17 protein-coding genes and 1 tRNA gene are annotated in these 21,973 nt (G+C 72.1%); 6 read left to right on the forward strand and 12 right to left on the reverse strand.

Going from position 1 to position 21,973, the window contains the following annotated elements; genetic code table 11:
• Positions 1-3: 3 nt before the first annotated feature.
• Positions 4-2,130 carry an NACHT domain-containing protein gene (locus BM085_RS06375; RefSeq protein ID WP_177244978.1) on the forward strand — a complete coding sequence of 709 codons (2,127 nt, stop codon included), beginning with the start codon at positions 4-6 and terminating at the stop codon, positions 2,128-2,130.
• Positions 2,131-2,279: 149 nt separating this feature from the next.
• On the opposite strand, the gene BM085_RS06380 is transcribed toward BM085_RS06375, so the two are convergent.
• The 3 genes from BM085_RS06380 to BM085_RS06390 all read right to left on the reverse strand — a co-directional run bounded on the left by BM085_RS06380 (position 2,280) and on the right by BM085_RS06390 (position 4,022).
• A tRNA-Arg gene (locus tag BM085_RS06380) sits at positions 2,280-2,351 on the reverse strand.
• Between the two features lie 81 nt (positions 2,352-2,432).
• Positions 2,433-2,819 carry a C40 family peptidase gene (locus BM085_RS45735; RefSeq protein WP_093886068.1) on the reverse strand — a complete coding sequence of 129 codons (387 nt, stop codon included), beginning with the start codon at positions 2,817-2,819 and terminating at the stop codon, positions 2,433-2,435.
• Between the two features lie 966 nt (positions 2,820-3,785).
• The gene (locus BM085_RS06390) at positions 3,786-4,022 is read right to left on the reverse strand and encodes a hypothetical protein (RefSeq protein WP_093886069.1); all 237 of its coding nucleotides are present in this window, start codon (positions 4,020-4,022) and stop codon (positions 3,786-3,788) included.
• 539 nt (positions 4,023-4,561) lie between these two features.
• Here BM085_RS06390 and BM085_RS06395 point away from each other — a divergent pair.
• A complete protein-coding gene (locus BM085_RS06395; RefSeq protein ID WP_231509385.1) occupies positions 4,562-4,951 on the forward strand; it encodes a response regulator transcription factor in 390 nt (129 codons plus the stop codon).
• On the opposite strand, the gene BM085_RS46725 is transcribed toward BM085_RS06395, so the two are convergent.
• Positions 4,948-7,722, reverse strand: coding sequence for a helix-turn-helix transcriptional regulator (locus tag BM085_RS46725; protein ID WP_342742865.1), 2,775 nt, complete (start codon positions 7,720-7,722; stop codon positions 4,948-4,950). The two genes, BM085_RS06395 and BM085_RS46725, sit on opposite strands and share 4 nt — an antisense overlap.
• A gap of 81 nt (positions 7,723-7,803) precedes the next feature.
• On the opposite strand from BM085_RS46725, the gene BM085_RS06405 reads away from it, so the two are divergent.
• Positions 7,804-8,424, forward strand: coding sequence for a LysE family translocator (locus tag BM085_RS06405; RefSeq protein ID WP_093886071.1), 621 nt, complete (start codon positions 7,804-7,806; stop codon positions 8,422-8,424).
• Here the strand turns inward: BM085_RS06405 and BM085_RS06410 are convergent.
• Positions 8,376-8,654 (reverse strand): hypothetical protein, encoded by a 279-nt coding sequence (locus BM085_RS06410; RefSeq protein WP_177244979.1) that lies wholly within the window; start codon positions 8,652-8,654, stop codon positions 8,376-8,378. The two genes, BM085_RS06405 and BM085_RS06410, sit on opposite strands and share 49 nt — an antisense overlap.
• An 8-nt stretch (positions 8,655-8,662) precedes the next feature.
• Here BM085_RS06410 and BM085_RS06415 point away from each other — a divergent pair, with 8 nt between their 5' ends.
• A complete protein-coding gene (locus BM085_RS06415) occupies positions 8,663-8,884 on the forward strand; it encodes a TetR-like C-terminal domain-containing protein (protein ID WP_245789153.1) in 222 nt (73 codons plus the stop codon).
• 55 nt (positions 8,885-8,939) lie between these two features.
• Here BM085_RS06415 and BM085_RS06420 read toward each other — a convergent pair whose 3' ends face one another.
• Genes BM085_RS06420 through BM085_RS06435 form a run of 4 tightly spaced genes read right to left on the reverse strand, consistent with a single transcriptional unit; the run spans position 8,940 to position 13,288 of the window.
• Positions 8,940-10,151 carry a hypothetical protein gene (locus BM085_RS06420; protein ID WP_093886072.1) on the reverse strand — a complete coding sequence of 404 codons (1,212 nt, stop codon included), beginning with the start codon at positions 10,149-10,151 and terminating at the stop codon, positions 8,940-8,942.
• 31 nt (positions 10,152-10,182) lie between these two features.
• Positions 10,183-10,569 carry a Rid family detoxifying hydrolase gene (locus BM085_RS06425; RefSeq protein WP_093886073.1) on the reverse strand — a complete coding sequence of 129 codons (387 nt, stop codon included), beginning with the start codon at positions 10,567-10,569 and terminating at the stop codon, positions 10,183-10,185.
• 48 nt (positions 10,570-10,617) lie between these two features.
• Positions 10,618-11,727, reverse strand: coding sequence for an alanine racemase (locus BM085_RS06430; RefSeq protein WP_093886074.1), 1,110 nt, complete (start codon positions 11,725-11,727; stop codon positions 10,618-10,620).
• 37 nt (positions 11,728-11,764) lie between these two features.
• Positions 11,765-13,288, reverse strand: coding sequence for an N-acyl-D-amino-acid deacylase family protein (locus BM085_RS06435; protein ID WP_093886075.1), 1,524 nt, complete (start codon positions 13,286-13,288; stop codon positions 11,765-11,767).
• 251 nt (positions 13,289-13,539) lie between these two features.
• Here BM085_RS06435 and BM085_RS06440 point away from each other — a divergent pair, with 251 nt between their 5' ends.
• Positions 13,540-15,252 carry a glycosyl hydrolase family 8 gene (locus BM085_RS06440; protein ID WP_093886076.1) on the forward strand — a complete coding sequence of 571 codons (1,713 nt, stop codon included), beginning with the start codon at positions 13,540-13,542 and terminating at the stop codon, positions 15,250-15,252.
• Between the two features lie 48 nt (positions 15,253-15,300).
• Here BM085_RS06440 and BM085_RS06445 read toward each other — a convergent pair whose 3' ends face one another.
• From BM085_RS06445 to BM085_RS06455, 3 genes are all read right to left on the reverse strand, one after another.
• A complete protein-coding gene (locus BM085_RS06445; protein ID WP_093886077.1) occupies positions 15,301-18,708 on the reverse strand; it encodes a DUF4153 domain-containing protein in 3,408 nt (1,135 codons plus the stop codon).
• A gap of 33 nt (positions 18,709-18,741) precedes the next feature.
• Entirely contained in the window at positions 18,742-19,431 is a 690-nt protein-coding gene (locus BM085_RS06450; protein WP_177244980.1) for a response regulator transcription factor, read from the reverse strand.
• Between the two features lie 183 nt (positions 19,432-19,614).
• Positions 19,615-20,556 carry a GNAT family N-acetyltransferase gene (locus BM085_RS06455; RefSeq protein WP_093886079.1) on the reverse strand — a complete coding sequence of 314 codons (942 nt, stop codon included), beginning with the start codon at positions 20,554-20,556 and terminating at the stop codon, positions 19,615-19,617.
• 177 nt (positions 20,557-20,733) lie between these two features.
• On the opposite strand from BM085_RS06455, the gene BM085_RS06460 reads away from it, so the two are divergent.
• A complete protein-coding gene (locus BM085_RS06460) occupies positions 20,734-21,582 on the forward strand; it encodes an arylamine N-acetyltransferase family protein (protein ID WP_093886080.1) in 849 nt (282 codons plus the stop codon).
• Positions 21,583-21,973 lie beyond the last annotated feature (391 nt).

Raw genomic sequence — 21,973 nt, forward strand, 5'->3', positions numbered from 1 at the left:
GCCATGGTGGGCGAACGGAAGTGGCGGGCCTGGCTGTTATGGCTGTCCATGGTGCTCGCGCCGGTCGTGGTGTCGGTAGCCGCCAACCAGGTGCTCAACGACGGCGTGTGGAGCGGCTCTTGGCTCGCCGGCACCATCGTGGCGGCGGTGGTGGCCGGTCTGGTCGTCGAACGGACGGGGCGCGTGCTCGCCCCCGCCGCCGGAACCGTCACCGAGACCATGCGGGAGCTCGCCCAGCTGGTCCACGACCGGTGGAGCGATGAGGTGGTGACGCGTTCTCTGGGCGATCCGCCCATCCCGGTCTCCTGGCACATGACCCGCCGAACCAAGCTCATGGATCACCCGCACCTGATCGCCGACCGTGAGCCGGCGGTGTCGGGCCGATCGGACGACATCGCCGCGCTCGCCGTCGCCTTCCGCGCGCTGCGCCGTCGCCGCCTGGTCATCACCGGAGGCCGGGGTACAGGCAAGACCACGCTGGCCATCCAATTGATGCTGGAACTGATCCGCACGCGTGCTGACGACGACCCGGTCCCGGTGCTCCTGCCCGTCGCCGACTGGGACATCGAAGCCCGTCCTCGGTTCCAGGACTGGGTGGCCGAGCGGGTGCGCACCGACTACGCCGCCCTGCGCACGCCGGGCAACCGGCAGGACGGCGCCGACGTCCTGGCGGCCCGTGGCTCGATTCTGGCCATTCTCGACGGCCTCGACGAGCTGCCGGAGCCCGCCCGCGCCAAGGTGATCGAGAAATTGTCCGACACGCTCATGGAACGCGATCAGGTGATCATCACGTCGCGTACCACCGAGTACGGCAACGCGGTCACCGCCGCGCGGCGCCCGCTCAAAGCCGCCGCCGTCATCGCGCCCAAGGCGCTGCACCCCGACATCGTGGCGAACTACCTGAGCGCCGCTTTGCCCGCGCTCTCCTCGTCCTCGGCGTGGACCAAGGTCTTGCGCGCCCTCAGGGAGGGCGCCGCGCCGGCCCTGGCCGATGTCACCTCCACCGCCTTGGGCCTATGGCTGGTCCGGGCCGTCTACATCGACCAGCCGGACGCCGACCCGGCTCCGCTCGCGACCGAGTACGCCGACGACGCGCGGGCCCTACGAGCTCACCTGCTCGACAATGTCCTTGGTGCGCTGCTGAACGCACGCACCACGATCCGGCCCACAGTATGGGATCCGGCCGGCATCACCGAATGGACGAACCGGCTGGCACGCCTACAGGCCGAATCCGGCGGTCATGACCTGGCCTGGTGGCGGCTGACCGACCAGGCGCTGCCCGCCTCCCGGACGCAGCGCGCGCTCGCCCGCACCTGGATCAGTGCCTTGAGCGGTCTGGTGTTCGCACTCCCCGCCGCGTTGACCGCCATGCTGACCTACGGGCCGGTCTTCGGCTCGATCTTCGGCATCTTCTTCGGTCTGTCCGCGATGCAGGCCGCCCGCACCCCCGACTTCGCTCCACTGCGCGTACGGCAACGGCTGCAGGACTTCACCCGCGGTCTGTTGTCCGACATGCGAATGATCTTCCTCATCCTGCCGGTCGGCCTCGGCCTGCCGGCGGTGGGCTACAACGCCTGGGTGCACGGCTGGAAGATGGGCCTGGCCGGCCTGTTCTCAGCGCTCGGCATCGGCTGGGTGACCCTGCGGGTCTCGCGGCTGCAGGACAAGAAGCCCGCCGAAGCGGACGAGAATCGGCTCCCCCCGTTCACCGCCGCCGTCACCCCGCAATCCACCTGGCGGGTCAACCGAGGCCTCGTGGGTCTGCAATTGATGAACGCACTGCTCCTGGGGGCGATCGTCGGCTTCGCCGTCGATTTCATGAATGAGGCGTCCATCGTGCCGCCTCACCCGTCCGCGGCCGTGGACGCGGGGATGGGCATCATCTGCGGCATAGCGTTCGGCCTGGTGAACAAACGCCAGCACATGTGGCTGATGTCCACCATCGCCCTGGTACACCTCGGGCCATCAGGCCGGCTGCCGTTCCGCTTGATGCGCTTCCTGCACGATCTGCACCACCTGGGCGTCCTGCGGACCGTGGGCCCCTTCTACCAGTTCCGCCACGCCGAACTACAAGATCATCTCAGCGCCACCAAGGCGACCGTCACCCCCGCCGGCAGGCCCCGCCTCTGAGGCCAAAGGGATGCTTCATCCTGGCTCAGGACTGGCCCACAACCAGCGAGCGCCAATGAGAACGGGCGGGACTCCGTGAGACTGGAGTCCCGCCCGTTTCGGCGTTCTGTCCGCAGGTCAGGCCCGTGTTCGGGCTGGCCTGGCTTGTGTGCCCCCTGCAAGATTCGAACTTGCGCTCCCGGCTCCGGAGGCCGGTGCTCTATCCCCTGAGCTAAGGGGGCCAACGAGTGATTAGATTACCAGCATCTTGAGGGGAACCGACACTCGTAGCGCGAAGTAGACGACCTCAGGGGCACCGGCCCTCAACTGATAGCTGTCCGAGGGGCCGGACGGACCGCTCCCCGGTAGCGCGATCGGTAGTAGGTGGAGGCGGCAAAGTCCGTCGTCCTGACGACGTCGCCGGTCTTGGGAGCGTGCACCATGACCCCGTTCTTCACGTAGACGCCGACGTGGGTGGGGTCTCCGGTGCCGCCTCCGAAGAAGACCAGATCTCCGGGACGGAGCTGGGAGAACGGCACGCGGCGCCCCTGCCGGAACTGGCTGCCGGTGTAGTGGGTGAGCGCGGCTCCCGCCCTGGACCAGGCGTGCAGCGCGAGGCCGGAGCAGTCGAAGCCACCACCGGTCGGGCCCGCGCTGGAACCGCCGCCCCAGACATACGGCCTGCCGACCTGGCGGAGCGCCGCGGCCACCGCCGTCTGCCCCGGCGAGAGGAGACCTGACCGCCGGGTGGAGGCCGACGGGGCACGGGATGGGCCTGATGGGGCACGGGAGACCTCCGGCCTGGCGGAGGAGACGACGGCCGGTTGACGGACCCGCGTGGGCGATCCAGGTCCGGAGGAACCGGCCCCGCCGGAGGATCCGGAACCGGAGGAAGATCCGGAACCGGAGGAAGATCCGGGGCCGGAGACGGTGGCGTCCGGGGACCGGGGGACGCGACTGCCGGAGAGAATGTCCTCAGCGTCGCCCCGGACGGCCCGAGGCGGGAACTCCGGGCTCGTGCGGCCGGCCCCGCAGGCAGTGGCGAGCACGAGACGGACTCTTGCTCCGAACCATCTCCGGACACCGTCCGGCAACTCGGCCTCGGACAGCAGGCGCCTCCAGCCGTCGGCGGCCTGCGGGCAGGGACGGGCAGGAGAGGCCTGAGGGCCCCCTGCGAGGGCCACCGCGAGGACGGTGGCGGTGAAGACTGTCGTGATCATGCGTGCCCTCCCTGGGCTCGATGAACGATCGAGGCCTCAGGATGCGCGGGAGGGGGTGTTCCCCGAGGAGCCGAACCGAGTTCTGTGGATAACGCTCGGACGCCCGTACACAGGGAGTTGATCTAGAGCTGCACAGGGAGGTGGGCTGGGGTTTTTACAGCCGTCGAGCTACCGGGAGCGCGAGCTCGGCAGGGCGCGGAGCGGCTTCACCGGCACGTCGCCACCCGGCCCGGTAAGCCCTCGGGTAAGCGGCGCCTGTTCCGGCCCACAGAACAGTCGCCCATCAGCGGCGAGGAGACAGGCGAGCCGGTTTTCAGCCATACGGCCGGACGAGCACGTCCGGCCGTATCCGGAAGCATCGGCCCCGATATCCGCTGCCGCTCATCGGTCAGATCCCGCACACGCCGCGATCACCGCGGCGGGAAGTGACGCAACGATCAAATGGCGGAACAGCTTCTAGGCGTGAGCCAGGGCCCAGTACTTGGTGCCGGCAATCGTGGTCGTGGTGCAGTAGTAACCGGGGCCGGCCGCGTTGGCGGCGCTGTGGCACTGGTTCGCGCCCTTCGTGGTGTACGAGTAAATCCGGCTGATCACCTGGGCGGAGGCCACGCCCGGCAGCAGGGTGACGGCCACGGCGGTGGCGGCGACAGCGGTGGCCATCCCGGCGGACAGGCGCTTCATGGTGGTCTTCATAGTTTGGTCCCCTTTAAGCGGTAGCTGTATCAAGATTCCTTGATGTGGGCGTTGGTCACCCACGAGGACAATCTTCGCGAAGCGCTTATAGCGCCGCAAGATCGACATCGGGGAGCCTACAGGCTTGGCACCTCCATGTCAGTGGGGCTCCGCGCACGAATTCGGCCGTACGCGGATGCCGTCACACGCTGGTTACTGCACGCGATCTCGCTCCGCCCGACGGGGGGCGGAACGCGCTCGGACCGGAAGCCGGGACGGACCGCCGCCGGTAGCTTCCACCGGGCCGATCGGCCATGACGGCCTCCACGCAGCCGCCTCGTCTCAGCCATGACGGACTCCACACAGCCGCCCCGTCGAGCCCCTGCCGTACGCCGGCGGCGATGGGCGCGGCCCATGAGAAAGGCGGCGGGACAGGCCGTATGACAGGCGGCGCGAGGACCTCGCCGCTTTCCGGGAAACCTTCCGTGAACGGATAGCTGTCCGTACGCATCCACCGAAAACCGCGCGTGGCACGCCTTGGAGGAGTTAGCCTCACGGCCGTGGGCGAGGTTCTGGGCAAGATATTGGTGGTGGATGACGACGAGGTCATCCGACAGCTCATCGCGGTCAACCTGACCCTGGAGGGGTTCCAGGTGGAGACCGCCTACGACGGGCAGAACTGCCTGGATCGGGTGCTCGACGTGATGCCCGACGTGATCACGCTGGACGTCATGATGCCCCGGCTGGACGGCTGGATGACCGCCACCAGGCTGCGGGGTGACGAGGAGACCCGCCACATCAAGGTGGTCCTGATCACCGCGCGGGCTCAGGAGGACGACAAGCGCCGGGGGCTCGGCATCGGGGTCGACGCCTACCTCACCAAGCCGTTCGATCCGGCCGAGCTCATCCAGGTCGTCCGCGACCTGGCTCTCGCCACCCGCAGCGGCTAGAGCAGGCCGTCCTTGCGGGCCACGGCGGCGGCCTGGGTGCGGGAGGAGACGCCGAGCTTGCCCAGGATGTTGGAGACGTGCACGCTCACCGTCTTCTGCGCGATGAACAGCCGCTCGCCGATCTCACGGTTGGGCAGGCCCTCGGCCACCAGGGCGAGCACCTCCCGCTCCCGGCCGGTGAGCAGTCCCGCCTGCGCCGGGGCGAACCGGGCCCGGCGGCCCAGCTCCGCCAGGGCCTCGCTCAGCGGCCGGGCGCCCAGTGACTCGGCGTCCTCGACGGCGCGCTCCCACTCCTTCAGCGCCGCGACGCGCTCCCCCGAGGCGAGCAGCGCCTCGGCCAGCCGCCACCGGGAGCGCGCGGCCTCGTAGACGAACCCGACGTCGAACGCCTCGACCACCGCACGCCACGCCTCGACGTCGGCGCGGCCGTGCGCGCGGTGCCATTCGGCCTCCGCCCGTGCCAGCCAGGCCCGCCCCTCGAACCCCATCCCGGGCCTGGCCGCCCGCCGCGCGCGGGCGAGCAGCTCGTCGGCGCCGTCGGTGCGGCCGAGGTCGGCCAGCGCCCACAGCGCGATCGCGCTGATGCGGATGCCGCCCACGTCGATGCAGTCCATGGTGTCGAGGACCGCGGTCGCGTGTCGCAGGGCGAGCTCGGGCTCCTGCCGCCAGAGGGCGTGCTCGGCGGCCAGGCCCCGGGACATGTAGGCGACCAGGGAGTCCGACCAGAACGGCCGGAGCCAGGTGAGCCGTTCCTCGACCGCGGGCATCCCCATGGCGACCTCGATGAACAGCGCGAAGGAGGAGAGGATGGCCTCGGGGACCTTGCCGACGCGCGTGCCGAACCCGGCGGCCGTCTCCTGGGCCTGTGTCCACTCCCCCGCCATGTAGCGGATCAGGAACTGCAGGAACCGCAGGTCGGTGCCGAAGGTGCTCCAGGTGAGGCCGGCGTCTCTCGCCAGCCGCACGCCTCGGTCGGCGGTCACGGCGGCGGTGGCCATGGAGCCGCGCTCGAACTGGATCCGGGCGTAGTGGAAGATCGCGCGCAGGTCCATGGCGAGGTCGCCGGAGTCACGGGCGGCGGCGGAGCCGAACAGCTCCTCCGCCCGGGTGAGGTCGCCCTCGAACTCCGCGCAGGAGGCCAGCATGATCGTCGCGCTCTTCTCCGCGTCGCTCGCCCCCGTGGCCCTGGCGACCTCCAGCGCGCGGTCGGCGAGGGGTCTGACCTCCGCGTGCCGCGCGCCCCAGCTGAGCGTGCGGGAGAGCGTGGCCAGCGCCCTGGCAAGGACGGGGGTCCCGGCAGGGGCCGCGGCCACGGCCGCCTCGGCGGCCGTGATCGCCCCCGGCACGTCGTCGGAGTCGTAGAGGTAGTAGGCGAGCCGCTCCGAGGCCTCGGCCGACGGGGGGATCCGCCGGGCGTAGGCGATGGCCCGGTGGTTGTCTCCCATGTCGGCCGCCGCGGCGGCGGTGCGCAGCGCGAGCCGGACGTGGTCCATCCCGGCGAGGCGCTCGGCCTCGGGGACCCGGTCCCAGAGGCCGAGCGCCTGCTCGAAGTGGCGGTGCGCCTCGGCGGGGGCGCCGAGGCGCTCGGCCCGCCGCCCGGCCTCCACCGAGGCGGACAGGGCTTCGGCGAGGTCGTGGCCGGCCAGGTAGTGGTAGGCGAGCTCGGCGGCGGCGCCCTTGCGGACGGTGAGCAGGCGGGCGAACTCGGAGTGCATCCGGGTCCGCTCGCCCGGCAGCAGATCGGTGTAGACGGCCTCCTGGAGCAGGGCGTGCCGGAAGGCGTAGCCGTACTCCCCGTTGGTGCGGAGCAGGCCGCGCGAGACGATCTCCCGCATGGCCTCCTCGAAGGCCAGCTCGTCCAGGCCGGAGGCATCCCGGAGCAGGTCGTGGTCGACCCGCCGGCCCGCGACGGCCGCGCCGCGGAGCACCCGCTGGGCCGCGTCGGAGAGCAGCTCCGCCCGGGAGAGCAGCAGGCTGGCCAGGCCGTCGGTCATCAGGGAGCCGTCGATCGCCGCCTCCAGGAGCTCCTCGGCGTAGAACGGGTTGCCCTCCGCCCGGTCGACGACCTCGCGGATCATCTGGACGTCGTCGCCGCCGAGTGCGGCCAGGTAGTCGGCCATCTCACCGCGGTCGAGCGGGCTCAGCTCGACGGCCGTCACCGAGGGAAGGCGCTTGAGCTCTGCGAGGACCCGGCGCAGCGGGTGGCGCCGGTGGAGGTCGTCGGTCCGGTAGGTGCCGACCAGGCAGACGCGCTCGGTCTGCAGCATCCGGCTGAGGAAGACCAGCAGGTCACGGGTGGACTGATCGGCCCAGTGCAGGTCCTCCAGGACCAGCAGCACGGGCTGCGCGGCCAGGAACCCGAGCATCGAGCCGAACAGCTGCTGCTGGGTGAGGCCGGAGGTGGTCTCCGGGCCGAGGTCGGTGCCGCCGGGCAGCAGCCTGCCGAGGACGGGCCGGGCGTCGATCGCCGCGCGCAGCTCGCCCCGCGCGCTGCGCAGGGCGTCCGCCAGCGGGAGGTACGGCAGCGCGTCGCCGAGCTCGGCGCACTGCCCGACCAGTACGGCGAAGCCGGCGGCCTTGGCCCGCTCGCCCAGCTCCGTCACCAGCCGGGTCTTGCCGATGCCCGCGTCGCCGCCGACGAGGGCCACCCCGGCCAGGCCGGCGGCGGCCGAGTCGAGCACAACGGTCAGGCGGTCGAGCTCCACCAATCGCCCGATAAGAACACTGTGCTCGTTTTGCCACCCCACGTCGGCGAGTATGTCACGACACACCGACAGCAGGCCGAATGGTCCACGGACGGCACCGGCGAATGGTCCTCACCCCGGGATCGGAGCGGCCGTAGGGTCGGAACCATGGTCTCTCCGTCCACATTCCTGCTCTTCGCGGTGGCGTCCCTGGCACTGGTCCTGGTGCCCGGCCCCAACCACCTCTACATCGCCGCCCGGGGCATCGCCCAGGGACGGGCGGCCGGACTGGCGAGCGCGTTCGGCGTGGAGACCGGCACTCTGGTGCACATCGCGGCGGCGGCGGCCGGGCTCTCCTACGTGGTCGCCCGGTCCGCCACGCTCTTCAACGTGATCAAGTGGGCCGGAGTGGCCTATCTGATCTATCTGGGCGTCCGGACGCTGATCGGCGGGCAGGAGCTCACCGCCCAGCGGGCCACGCCGCAGCCGCTGCGCGCGATCTTCCTCGAAGGCGTGATCGTCAACGTGCTCAACCCCAAGGTGATCCTGTTCTTCCTGGCGTTCCTGCCGCAGTTCGTGGATCCGGCCGCGGGTTCGGTGCCGCTGCAGATCGCCCTCCTGGGCGGCACTCTCCTGTTCCTCGGCCTGATCTCCGACATGATCTACGCCGCGGGCGCCGGCGCGCTCGGCAGGCGGTTGCGCGACCGTTCGAACGTGCTGCGCTACTTCAGCGGGATCGTCTACCTGGGGCTCGGCGTCGCCACCGCCCTCTCCGGCCGGTCGACCTGATCGCACAGGTCGCCCACCAGCCGGGCCAGCGGGCCGGGGTCCGCCATCACGCCCAGGTGCCCCCGGCGGGGGATCAGGATCAGGCGTCCGTTCCGGCAGGCGCGGAGGAAGTCGCGCTCGCCGCTCCGGAACGGGTCGCGGGCGCCGTTGACCAGCCACACCCGCCCGGGATAGGCGGCCAGCGCGGCGAGCTGGTCGTGCCCGGTGACGGCCTCGACGACCTGCGGCATCACCTCGCATGACAGCCCTCCCGCCACCATCGCCGCACCGGTTCGCCCGGGAGGAGGCCGTCTTCGACCGCGCGAGGCGGCGCGGCGAGCTGCCGGCCACGGCCGACCCAATGTTGATCATGGACCTGCTCGCCGGCGCGGTGTGGTTGCGCACGGTCTTCAGAGGGCTCCCCCTCGACGACGACTTCGCCGCGAAAGCGGTGAGCGCGGTCCTCGACGGGCCGTCCTGAGAACGCCGCCGCGGGTCGCCCGTACGCCCCGGGGCCGGCGGGGAGCCGCCGCGGGTCAGCCGGAGAGCGCGCCCGGGATGCGGTCGAGGATGGGGTACGGCATGAGCCCGTAGGCGTAGAAGTCGACCGCGTCGGCTCCCGCGGACCGGGCGGCCCGGACCTTGGCGGTGAGCCGGTCGGCCGAGTCGGTGTCGGGCAGGCCGGGCCGGAGCACGACCCGCAGCTCCCTGTCCTTGCCCGTCGAACGGCGGTAGGCGCCCACGTCGTCGGCGACCCTGGCGGCGTCACGGGCGTAGGCGAGAACGCTCAGCGAGGGCACCAGGTCGCCGAGGGCGACCAGGTCCACGCCGAGCTGCCAGGAGTCGTGCGCGGCGAGCCCGGACGGGGGCAGGCCGTGGACGTAGCCCTTGGCCGAGCCGGTCGCGTCGAGGAAGACCAGCTTGGAACCCTCGTCGGTGACGGCCGTGGAGACCTCCGAGACCAGCGAGGTCACCGCCTCCGAGCGGGCCCGCGCGTAGGCGACCACCTCGGGTCCGGCGTAGGCGGTCAGCGCCGCCCGGGTCACCTCGCCCTGCGCGGGCGGGTCGCCGTCGAGCACGCCGCCCACGATCCTGGCGCACTCCTCGCGCGCCACCTCGGCGTTGACGCCCAGGTCGGCGGCGCGGCGCATGCAGAAGTCGCAGAAGCACAGGCCGAGCAGGAAGACGTCCATCGGCCCGAGCGGGACGAAGCTGCGCTCGTTGTGGTTGCCGCAGTTGAAGTCGCCGAAGTGCAGCGCCTCGGCGACCACGCTGTCCACCCCCTGCCTGGCCACCGCCCGGCCCAGCGCCACCGCGTAGAGACGGACGTCCGGATGGGAGGGGCACAGGTCGGCGGGCGAGCCCCGGTCGCCGAAGCAGTTGCGCACGGTCACGTCGAGATTGGCCAGGCCGAGCGTGGTGTTCTGCAGGAAGACGGTCCAGCCGTGCAGCTTGAGACCGCGCTCGGCGGTGGCCAGGCGCAGGGCCGCCAGCGGCTCCTCTTCGGCGCCCTCCTGGACGGGCGGGACCAGGCGGAGGCCGCCGAACAGGTCCTCGGGCGGCGCGAAGTGCGCGCCGTCCCGGCGGACCGTCACCCGGGACCGGCCGTGCGGGGTGACGTCGCGGGCGCGGCGGTAGGCGGCGGCCACGGTCAGACCCGCCACGCCGTATCCGGTGATCCGGTCAAGGACCGTGTCCAGGCCCTCCCCGCGCACGTCCTCCACATAGACGTATAGCGAGCTGTCCAAGCCGCCGCCCTCCCACGCAGTCGGTCAGACTCTAACGCGGCTTGTAGGCCACGAAGTCGATCTCGACCAGGATGTCCATCAAGTCGGAGCCGACGGTCGTGCGGACCGGGTACGGCTGGGTGAAGTAGGACTTGTAGACCTCGTTGTAGGCGGCGAAGTCCCGCTTGAGGTGCTGCAGGTGGACGGTCGACTTCACCACGTCGTCGAAGCCGAGGCCGTGGGCCGCGAGGATCGCGCCCAGGTTGCGCATCACCTGGTGGGTCTGCTCGGCCACGTCCGTGCCGACGACCTCGCCGGTCCTGGAGTCCAGGGGGCCCGCACCCGAGGTGTAGACGAAGTCCCCGACCACGAGGCCCTGCGAATACGCGCCGACCGGCGCCGCGCCCTCATCGGTCCGCAGCTCCTGCTTGCCACTCATGTCACCACTCCTCAACTGAACCAACGGGAACCAACAACGGGAAACAGATCAGAAACAGGTATGGATCAGGTCGACGACGACGTAATCGTCGTCCACCACCGGCATGACCCGCCACTTGTCGAAGGCGGTGCACGGATGGGAGATGCCGAACGACACCAGGTCTCCCGGCTTCACCCGCGTGTCCGGCCCGAGCCGCAGGACCGTGTGCTGGTCCTGGACCTTGAGCACCGTCGCGTCCGCGACGGCCCCGCGCGGCACCGGCAGCCCCTCGTCGAAGGGGGCGTCGCGCTTGCCGAACCCGACGACGGCCAGGCCCGGCTCGGGGACGGTCAGCACGTGCGCCCAGATCTCCAGCGCGGCCCGCAGCTCACCCTCGATCCGGGTGTACGGCGTGCGCTCGCGGTAGTAGCCGTCGTCGTGGCTGACGTACGCGCCGCTGCGCAGCATGATCCTGGCCTGGCAGGCGGCGAGTTCCCGGCCGATCAGGTCGAACCACTGGCTGCCGCCCACCGACAGGATCGGGTCGCGCACCCGCAGGTGCTCCAGCGCCTCCAGCAGCCGGTGCAGGTAGGCCCGGACCTCCCCGGCCGACGGCAGTGATCCTTCGTAGCCGGCGACGCCCGCGAGCTCCACGCCGTCCGCCGCCTGCGCCGCCGAGGCGACCTCCAGGAGATGCGCGAGCGTGCGGCTGCCGCCCCGGCCGCCCTCGTGCCCGAGCTCGGCCAGCACCCGGAACGGCCTGGCCCCCGCGTGCTCGGACAGCGCCTCCACCCCGGCCACCGAGTCCACGAAGCAGAGGAACTCGAATGACGGGTCCTCCTCGAGCGAGGCCGCGATGGCGGCGAGGCCCGCCGGGTCGAAGACCTGGTTGGCGAGGATGATCCGGGAGACGCCGAACTCTCGCAGGGTGAGCACCTGGCTGGGAGTGGCGGCCGTCAGCCCCCACGCGCCGGCGTCGAGCTGGGCCCGGACCAGCTCGGGCGACATGGTCGTCTTGGCGTGCGGGACCAGGGTCAGCCCGTGCTGCCCGGCGAAGGCCGCGAGCGTCGCGATGTTGTGCTCCAGCGCGCTGCGGTGCGCCACCATCACGGGGAAGCTGAACGCCCCGCCGAACAGCGACGACCCCACTGCCCTCCCGGGATCCACGATCCCCTTCACGCGATGCCCCCTTCGGTTGCCTGGGTGGACCCTATCCTCAAGGGCGCAGCGCCCGGCCGGGGGTGGCCCCGGTGAGCTCTCCCCCCGCCAGGACGGGGACTCCGGAGACCAGGACGTCGTCGACGCCGGTGGCCAGGGTGCGCGGGGCGGCGTAGGTGGCCCGGTCGGAGACCGTCTCGGAGTCGAGGACGAGGATGTCGGCGGCGTGCCCGGGGCGGATCAGGCCCCGGCCGGCGAGGCCGAAGCGGCGGGCGGGGTGGGAGGCGAGGTGGACGGCGGCCTGCTCCAGGGTCCAGTCGCCGGTCTCGCGGACGTGGCGGCCCAGCATGCGGGCGAACGCGCCGTAGCCCCGGGGGTGGGGGTGCCCGCCGACGTAGATGCCGTCGGAGCCGCCCGTGTGCCCGGGGTGGCGCAGGATCGCGCGCACCGACTCCTCGCCCTCGGGGCCCTCGTCGGGCCGGGCCGTCACGCAGCCGGCCTCAAGCCGGGTGTCGATCAGGACGCGGCGGCAGAACTCCCCCGGCTCGACCCCGGCCTTGGCCGCGGCGTCCGGGAGCGACAGCCCCTCGGCCCACTCGGCGCCGGGCACGTGGGAGAAGGTGATCCTCGGCCAGAGCTCCGGATCCCAGTCGACCGGCTCGGACTCCAGCAGTTCCAGCGCCCGGTCGGTGTCGGCGGCGGGAATCCACGACGGCAGCGCGACCATCGCCAGGATCGTGCTGCCCCGCAGGTAGGGGTAGGTGTCGAAGGTGACGTCCAGCCCGTCGAGACGGGCCTGGTCGACCAGCGGCAGCAGGGTGGCCGCCGGACCGTGGTAGTGCGAGACGTGCACGGCGGCGCCCGACCGCCGGGCGATGTCGGCCACCTCGGCCATGCCCGTCCCGGCCAGCGCGCCGTACCCGCGCATGTGCGTCACGTACGGCAGGCCGCCCAGCGGCGCGCAGAGCGCGGCGATCTCCTCGGCGTCGGCGTAGCGCCCCGGGGCGTACTCCAGGCCGGTGGACAGCCCCACCGCGCCCTCCGACAGGCCGCGCTCGACGTGGGCGAGCATCTCGGCCCGCTCGCCGGGGGTGGCGGCCCGCTCGGCGGCGCCCATCACGTCGTAGCGGATCGTGCCGTGCGGCAGCAGGTAGGCGGTGTTCAGCGCGGTCGCGCGGTCGTAGCCGGCCAGCAGCTCCCGCACGCTGAGCGGCCCGTCGGCCGACGGGTGGGTGCCGTTGACGGCCGCGAAGTAGCGGGTGGCGTAGGCGAAGGTCTCCGGGGTGGAGGCGGGCGCGAAGGACAGGCCGTCCTGGCCGAGGACGAACGTGGTCACGCCCTGCCGGAGCGCGGCGAGCTGCACCTCCGGGTCGAACACCAGGGCGTCCCCGTGGGCGTGGCAGTCGATCAGGCCTGGCATGACGTGCCGGCCGGGTGCGTCGATCACCGTCGCGGCCTCCGCGCCGGTCAGCCGCCCCACCGCGGCGATCCGGTCTCCGGTGATGCCGACATCCGCCCGGAAGGCCGGGGCACCCGTGCCGTCCAGCACCCAGCCGCCCTTGATCAACACATCGAATGACATGTTGGGATTCAATCATTCACCGGGAATTCGGTGCACCCGGAGGCATCCGCCGGGTCCGGGACATCGCGACCACCCGCACCGCGCGGCCGCCGTTCATTCCCGAGGGCGCCACGGCCCGTCACCGGGAGGCCGTACCGGCCCGTGGTAATTTGGGCCCCCCTTCCCCCTTGACCTGACATGTCGGAAATGATGCCATCTTTCCTTAGTTAGGAATCTTTCCTAACTAGTTGATCGCAGAGAGGGAAGACCCTGTGCATGCGAGACCACGTCTCCGTCACCCCTCGACCATCCTCGTCCCCGCACTGGCGTCGGCACTGATCGCGTCGGTGTTCGTCCTGGCGCCGCCCGGCTTCGCCGCCGACTCCCTCCTGTCCCAGGGCCGTCCGGCCACCGCCTCCTCCAGTGAGGACTCCACGCTGGTCCCGGCCAAGGCCTTCGACGGAAGCGGCTCGACCCGCTGGGCCTCCGTGGAGGGCAACGACCCCGAGTGGCTCCGCGTCGACCTCGGCCAGTCCGCCACGATCTCCCGGGTCAAGCTGACCTGGGAGGCGGCGTACGGCAAGGCGTACCGGATCCAGACCTCGGCCGACGGCTCGGCCTGGACCGACGTCTACTCGACCACCGTCGGCGACGGCGCCGTGGACGACCTGACCCTGTCCGGAACCGGCCGCTATGTGCGGCTGTACGGCACGGCCCGCGGCACCGCCTACGGCTACTCGCTGTACGAGATGGAGGTCTACGGCAGCGCCGGCGGGAACCCCAGCCCCACCCCGACGGTCACACCGACCCCCACCCCGACGCCGACCGCGGGCGGACCGGCGGTGCCCTTCGGCGGGCACACGATCCCCTACGCCTCCGGGATGCTGCGCCCCAGCGGCGGCCAGGCCGCGCTCGACCAGAAGGTGGTCGACTACTACAAGCGCTGGAAGGCCGCCTTCGTCAAGCAGAACTGCGGCAACGGCTGGTACCAGATCATCTCCCCCGACGCCGACCACCCCTACGTGGCCGAGGCGCAGGGCTACGGCATGGTCATCGCCGCCACCATGGCGGGCGCCGACCCCGACGCCAAGAAGATCTTCGACGGCCTGCTGAAGTACGTCCTGGCCCACCCCTCGTCGATCACCCCCGGCCTGCTCGCCGCCGAGCAGGACACCTCCTGCAAGAGCGTCAACGGCGGGGACTCCGCCACCGACGGCGACCTGGACGTCGCCTACGGCCTGCTCCTGGCCGACCGGCAGTGGGGCAGCGCGGGCGCCTACGACTACAGGCAGCTCGCGATCAAGACCATCAACGCCATCAAGTCCGGCGAGGTCAACCCGACCACCAAGCTGATGAAGCTCGGCGACTGGACGAGCTCCGGCGACCAGTACTACTGGATCAGCCGCTCCTCGGACTGGATGATCGACCACTTCCGGGCGTTCCGTAAGGCCACCGGCGACGCGACCTGGGACACCGTCCGCACCAACCACCAGAACCTCATCGCCTCCCAGCAGGCGAACTACGCCGCGGGCACCGGCCTGCTGGCCGACTTCGTGGTCAACACCAACACCACCCCGAAGCCCGCCTCGGGCCAGGTCCTGGAGGACCCCAACGACGGCAAGTACTGGTGGAACGCCTGCCGTGACCCGTGGCGGATCGGCGCCGACGCGGTGACCAGCGGCGACGCCAAGTCACTGGCCGCCGCGCGCAAGCTGAACACCTGGATCAAGGGCAAGACCGGCGGCGACCCGAGCAAGATCGCCGTCGGCTACGCCCTCAACGGCACGCAGATCTCCAGTGGCAGCGAGCCGGCCTACTTCGCCCCGTTCGCGGTGGCGGCGATGACCGACTCCGGCAGCCAGGCCTGGCTGGACGCCCTCTGGAACAAGATGCTGAACACCTCGTTCACGCCCACCGACTACTTCTCCACCAGCATCCAGCTCCAGGTCATGATCACGGTGACCGGCAACCACTGGGTGCCCTGACCCTCCCGCCCGGTACGGCTCCCGCCCGCGGGCGGGAGCCGTACCGCGTCAGTCCTGGTAGGGGATGTCCAGCCGGGAGACCGTCCGGGGACACGTGACGTCCTTGAGCACCGGCCGCCGGCCGAGCAGCTCCCGCGCCTGCTGCCGGGCGAGATTCCAGCCGTTCCAGGGGTCGGGCGAGTGCAGCCCGTTGGCCTGGACCACGTCCCGCAGCACGCAGCTCCGGGCCGGCTCGGGCAGCCGGTCCAGTGCCGATACGGCCTCCGCCCCGAGGCTGCCCAGGTAGTCCTGGTCGATCTGCGCCAGGGTCCGGACGGCGAGCTGGGTCTCCGCGACCCGCAGGTCCGGGTTCCACACCGCGAACGCCAGCAGCGCGGCGCCCGTCGTCGCGACGAGGGCCCTGGGGAACCACCCGGCGTTCCCGCGCCGCGTCAGCCGTACCGCACCGGCGACCAGGACCAGCGCGAAGATCCCGCCCAGCCACCAGATGGCCGCCTCCACCGAGGCTCGCAGCCGGGAGAACCCGTAGGCGTCGACGTACAGGTCCAGCCGGTGCAGCGCGGAGACCAGGATCACCATGGTCAGCGCGCACAGCAGGCCGAGCAGCCCGGCCATCAGCCACCGGTCCCGCCCCGCGAGTTCGAGCGCCCCCGAGGCGACCGCCACGATCGCCAGCACGAACACGCTGACCACGACGAGCTGGAAGAACCCCGAGCGGGCGTACTCGGCGTAGGTCAGCCCGGTGGCCGACACCAGCCACCGGGTGCTGCCGAACAGCACCGTCACCTGCATCGCCACGAACACCCCGAACAGCAGGTTGAGCGCGATGAGCGGGGTCATCCAGAGGCCGCGGCTCACTCTGATCCGCAGGTCCGGAGCCTTCGGTTCGGCCACGGGCCGCAGGCCCACCAGCACGGCGGAGGCGGCCACAACGGCGAAGACCACGAACAGCAGGATCCTCAGCGGCACCGACTCCGCCCAGTCCTGCGAGCTGAACACCCGCTCGACGGCTTCGGCGAAGACCGCGTCCGCCGAGGCGAACAGCGCCCCGAACACCGCCACCAGCACGACGGTCAGGCCGCCCCCGAGCAGCACGGGCACCATCCGCCTGTGCAGCGGCGCCCCCTTCACCCGCACCGCCGCCGCCAGGAACCACGGCACCGGCAGCAGTCCCAGCACCACCGACGCCCCGCCCCTGGCCACGCCGAGCCAGCCCCGCCCGGCCCCCGACAGGGCGAGCGCGGCCAGCAGGGACCCGGCCAGCAGGAGCAGGCCGACGAGCCAGTCCGCGTCCCTGAACACCGCCACCGCGACCAGCCCGTACGCGATCGCCCCCAGCGTCGCCGACCACGGAGTGATCCTCTTGCGCACGGCCGGCAGCGCCACCGCCCCCATCGCGACCGCGACCAGCACGAACCCCAGTCCCATGGCGCTGTCCGGCAGCGCGAGCGCCGCGAGGAGCCCCGCGGCGGCACACGCCGGCAGCACCCAGCGGGCGGTGGGCGGCAGCTCCGGCCGGGGGAACAGCGGCGGCGCCACGTACTCCCCGGGCGGCAGGCCGCCCCCCTGAGGACCCGGCACGTTCCCCGGCTTCGGTACGGCGGGACGCCCCGGGGGGAGTCCCTGGGGCACGGACGGATGCGCGGGCGGCCCATGGCCGATCCAGGCGTCGCTGGAGCCCGAAGTGCCGGTGGCCCCGATGACCGTGCCGACGAACGCGCCGGCCGCCGTGATGAGGACCCCGGCCAGCGCGCCCAGCAGAGGGGACACGACCCCGATGACGATGCCCGGCAGCACGGCGCACACGAGGCCGACGATGCCGCCGAGGATGACCCCGAGGAACGCCGCGCCCCAGTTGCGGACCGGCGCGGGCCGGGGAGCCGGGACCGGACGGGCGGACGCGGCGGCCCAGCCCTCCGGCGCGGACCACGCCGGTTGGGTCACGGCGTGGAACTCCCGGGGCACGGAGGCAGGCCCCGGACCGGCAGAACCGGGAAAGGCCGGGCCGGGAGAAGAGGGGGCGGCCCCAGAGGCGAGAGGCCCCGGACCGGGAGCCGGGAGCCCTGGACCCGGAGCAGGGGCCGGCGCGGGCCCGGCCGCCTCGGACATGACCGGCATCTCCGGTGACTCCGGTGACTCCGGGGTGACCGGCACCGGAACGCCCCGGCGGTCGGGAAGGGACTCCCCACCGGGAGGGGGCACCGGCCCGGCCGCCTCGGGGGCGGCGGACGTGGCGGCCACCGGGACGGGAGAGGGGCCGGGGATGCCGGAGTGGGCAGCCGGCGGCGCCTCGGGCGCGGGAGGAGCGGGGCGTTCCGGCGCGGAAGGCGGGCGGAGTCCCGAAGGCTCCGGCGCGGAAGGCGGGCGGAGTCCCGAAGGCTCCGGCGCGGAAGGCGGGCGGAGTCCCGAAGGCGGGGACGGGCTGGAGAGGTCGGAGTCGGGTGGGTCGTCCATCGTGATCCTTCCTGGAAGGCCGACCGCGACGCGGCAGCCGGTGCCCTCTTCGACATGTATGGAGCCGCCGTGAAGTTCGACGATCTCCTTGGTGATGGCCAGGCCGAGACCGGCGCCCCCGTCGTCGGCGGCCCGGCCCGCGTCGAGGCGGGAGAAGCGTTCGAACGCCCGCGCCCGATCCTCCGGCGGGATGCCCGGCCCCTCGTCGGTGACGCGGAGCCGGATCCCGTCCCCCTCGGCGTCCGCCGCCAGCACCACGACCCCGCCGTCGGGGCTGTGCCGTACCGCGTTGTCCAGCAGGTTCGCGAGCACCTGGGCCAGCAGGTCGGGGTCGGCGCGGACGCTCAGCCCGGCGGGCACCTGGCAGCGGGCCGTGATCCCGTCCCTGACCAGCACCGCCTCGCGCAGCGCCTGGTCGCACAGCGGCCCGAGCCCGACGTCCTCAAGCTCGATCAGCCGGGCCCCGGACTCCAGGCGGGACAGGTCGAGGAGCTGGGCGACCAGCCGGCCGAGCCGCTCCGTCTGGGCCAGTGCCGTCTCCAGCGTCGCCTGGTCGGGCGCCGAGACGCCGTCCACCACGTTCTCCAGCACCGCGCGGAGGGCGGTGATCGGAGTGCGGAGCTCGTGGCTGACGTTGGCCACCAGCTCGCGCCGCTGCCGGTCCACCTCGCCCAGGTCGGCCGCCATCGCGTTGAAGGCGCGGGCGAGCTCGCCGACCTCGTCGCGCGAGGTCGCGGTGACCCGCAGGCCGTAGCGTCCCTTGGCGATGGTCTGCGCGGCGGCGGCCATCTCGCGCAGCGGCTTGGTCATCCCCCGCGCGAGGAGCTGAACCATGATCAGGGCCAGCACCACGGCCACGGCGACGCGCACGTTGGGCGAGTAGCCGGCGTTGATGCCGACCTCGTTGACGACGAACGCCGCCGCCACGGCCAGCAGGATCACCATGCCGAGCTTGACCTTGATCCGGCCGAGGAAGTCGAGGGGTCTCAATGTCTGACGCATCCCAGTGTTCGAGTGCCGGGGACCGCGATCGGTTCACCGGCGGACGAGGGCGTATCCGACGCCGTGGACGGTCCGGACGACACCGGGGCCGAGCTTGCGGCGCAGGGCCCGCACGTGGCTGTCGACCGTGCGGGTGGCGGCGGCCTCGGAGAAGCCCCAGATGTCGGCCAGCAGCCGTTCCCGTTCGAACACCTGACCCGGCCGTTCGGCGAGACGGCAGAGCAGGTCGAACTCCGTCCGGGTGAGCTGGGCCTCCGCTCCCCGCACGTAGACCCGGCGCTCGGCGGTGTCGATCTCGACGTCACCGGCGCGGATGACCGTGTCCGCCACGGCGAGCTGGGAGGCCCGCTCCACCCGCCGCAGCAGCGCGTGCACCCGGGCGACCAGCTCGCGCATGCTGAACGGCTTGGTCATGTAGTCGTCGGCCCCGACCCCGAGCCCCACGAGCAGGTCGGTCTCCTCGCCCAGCGCGGTGAGCATGAGCACCGGCACCGGCCGGGCCGCCTGCATCCGCCGGCACACCTCCAGCCCGTCGAGTCCGGGCAGCAGCCGGTCGAGCACCACCACGTCGGGCCCGGACCTCGCGTAGGCCGCGAGCGCGCCCTCGCCGTCCCCGACGACCTGGACGTCGAAGCCCTCGGCGGTCAGCCGGTGCCGTACGGCCCGCGCGATCGTCTCGTCGTCCTCCACCACGAGGACACGTCGTTGCTGAGGGGTTGCCATGTCCGGGAGCGTAGACCGGACCTGTGCAGATGACATGCGGGGAATTGTGAAGGTTCTGCGCATCCGGTCCTGCGCTCCCGCCGAGGCAGAGCCTCCGCTTCCGCGCGCCCCGGCGAGGTACGGCCCCGCTTCCGCGCACCCGGTGCGGCGGGGCCTCCGCGTGGACGGAGGCCCCGCCGGGGGTCAGATCATGATCAGTCGGCGGCCGATGATCCGGTAGCCGATCCGGGCGAACGAGGCCGCCATGGGCGTGTTGCCCAGGTCGGTGGAGTCCCGCACCTCGGGTTCGCCCTCGGCGGTGAAGATGTGCAGCGTCTCGGCGACCAGGTCGTCGGCGTAGCCGTGGCCCCGGTGGGCGGGATCCACCCCGATGTAGCCGATCGTCGCGAACTTGGAGTTGCGGGTGGGCATCACGATGCCCACCCGGTCACCGGAGGCGTCGTGGGCCAGCCGCCACCGGCCGCGCCCGCCGGGGAACCCCGCGATGTCGGCCAGGGTCTCCTTCGCGGTCTCCCTCGCCCCCTTCTCCGCGAGGGTCCGCCGGTCCCAGGCGTCCAGGCTGCCCTCGGTGATCCTGGCCAGCAGGTCCACCACGGTCCCGTCGTCGTCGGCGGGGGTGAAGGTGAGCCGGGTGGACCTGGGCGGCAGGCCGTACTCGGGGGTCCAGCGCAGGTTGAGCCGCTCGACGGAGTGGCGCAGCCCGGCCTTCTCCGCCGCCTCGATCCGGTCGGTGGCGTCGGCGAGGGCATCCGGCCGCTCGCGCCAGTCACCCGGCAGGAACAGGTGGAAGTCGGGCCGCGCGCCGGAGGGGGCGGAGTATTCGGGGGTGACCAGCGCGGCGTAGGCGGCCCGCAGCAGGGCCGCGCCCACCTCGATCCGGTCGGGACCGGTGCCCGGGTCGAACCAGTCGAGGCTGAAGGGGTGCCCGGAGCCTGGCGGGCCCCAGAACGCGGCCCGGGCCACCGCCTCGTCGCCGCGCAGCGCGACCCAGACCCAGTCGGCCCGGTAGCCGAGCTCGTCGAAGGGGAGGTCGCGGGCGCCGACACCGGAGGCCGGAAGCGGGCCGTAGCTGTGGAACAGGTCGAACTCGCCCGCTTCGAGCGGACGGAAGATCAGATCAGACAAGACAAACTCCAGAAAGCGTGCGCTTCCCGGGTCTCAGGCGAGCTGTCGCCCGAGGCGGGAGCGCGTGACCATGGTGGCGAACATCTGCTCCTCACCTCCTCTTGCTCGAAGGGACGGCTAGGTTATCGATGGATTCATCCAGACATCAACCGGATAACCGGGCGTTATCGTGACGATGTGATCGACGTCAGCGCGTACCTCCGCCGGATCAAGGTCAAGATCGCCGGCCCGCCGAGCGTGGAGTCCCTGCGTCTGCTGCACCGGGCCCACGTGGAGCGCGTGCCGTACGAATGCCTGGAGATCTGGCTGGGCCGTCCGACGACCGTGGACCCCGTGGAGTCGGCCACCCGGATCATCAGCGGTCGCGGCGGCTACTGCTTCCATCTGAACGGTGCGTTCTCCCTGTTGCTGGAGACGCTCGGCTACCAGGTGACCCGCCACCTCGGCGGGCCGCAGCACGGCTCCGGAGATCCGGCCGGGGCCGACGGCGGCCACCTCTCCCTCACGGTCTCCGGCCTGCCCTCCGAGGACAACCCCGGTGGCGCCTGGATGGTGGACCAGGGCCTCGGCGACGGGTTCCACGAGCCGCTCCCGCTCGTCGAGGGTGTCTACCGGCAGGGCCCGTTCAGCTACGGCCTGCGGCCCTCACCGGCCGAACCCGGCGGATGGCGGTTCGACCACGACCCGCGCGGCACCTTCCTCGGCCTGGACTTCCGGGCCGAGCGCGCCGAGATGTCGGCGTTCACCGCGATGCACGAGCATCTGTCCACCTCACCCGAGTCCGGCTTCGTGCGCGTGGCCACCGTCCAGCGGCGCGACGCGGGCGGCGTCGACATCCTGCGGGGCCTGGTCCTCACCCGTCTCGGCGACCGCGAGCACTCCCTGACCGTGGAGACCGAACGCGACTACTTCGAGATGCTGGCCGACGTCTTCGCCCTGCCGCTGGACGACGTCGGCCCCGCCGAGCGCGCCAAGCTCTGGCAGCGCCTGTGGACCACCCACGAGCACTGGTCCGGCCTACGCTGACCAGCGGAGTCCGGACCACCTGCCGAGGCGGCTCCCACTGGGCTTCTACGCCGGCCCGCCCTGGACCGGGTCGGAGAGGCACGCTTCAGCGGCGGCGCCCCACTCTGAACGGCCCCGCAGAGATCGCTTCAGCGTCAGCGAGCCCGCCGGGCGGCCGGAAAGTGAGCCGCTACGGCCCGCACCCCATACGGCGGAGCAGAAGAGCGCGGAGGCGGGTGGGTGTTCCGGCCGGCGTAGAAAGAGCCCGCAACCACCGCGCCCGTCAGGCCGGAGGCCTGAACCACCGGAGCGCGACCAAGACGGCCGGCCGGAATTCCCACCCGCCGCAGCGCACACAGTGACAAACCACCACGACAAGCTCCCAACCAGCAGCGCATACCCAAACAAGCCA

This window comes from Streptosporangium canum (assembly GCF_900113865.1).
Taxonomy (GTDB): domain Bacteria; phylum Actinomycetota; class Actinomycetes; order Streptosporangiales; family Streptosporangiaceae; genus Streptosporangium; species Streptosporangium canum.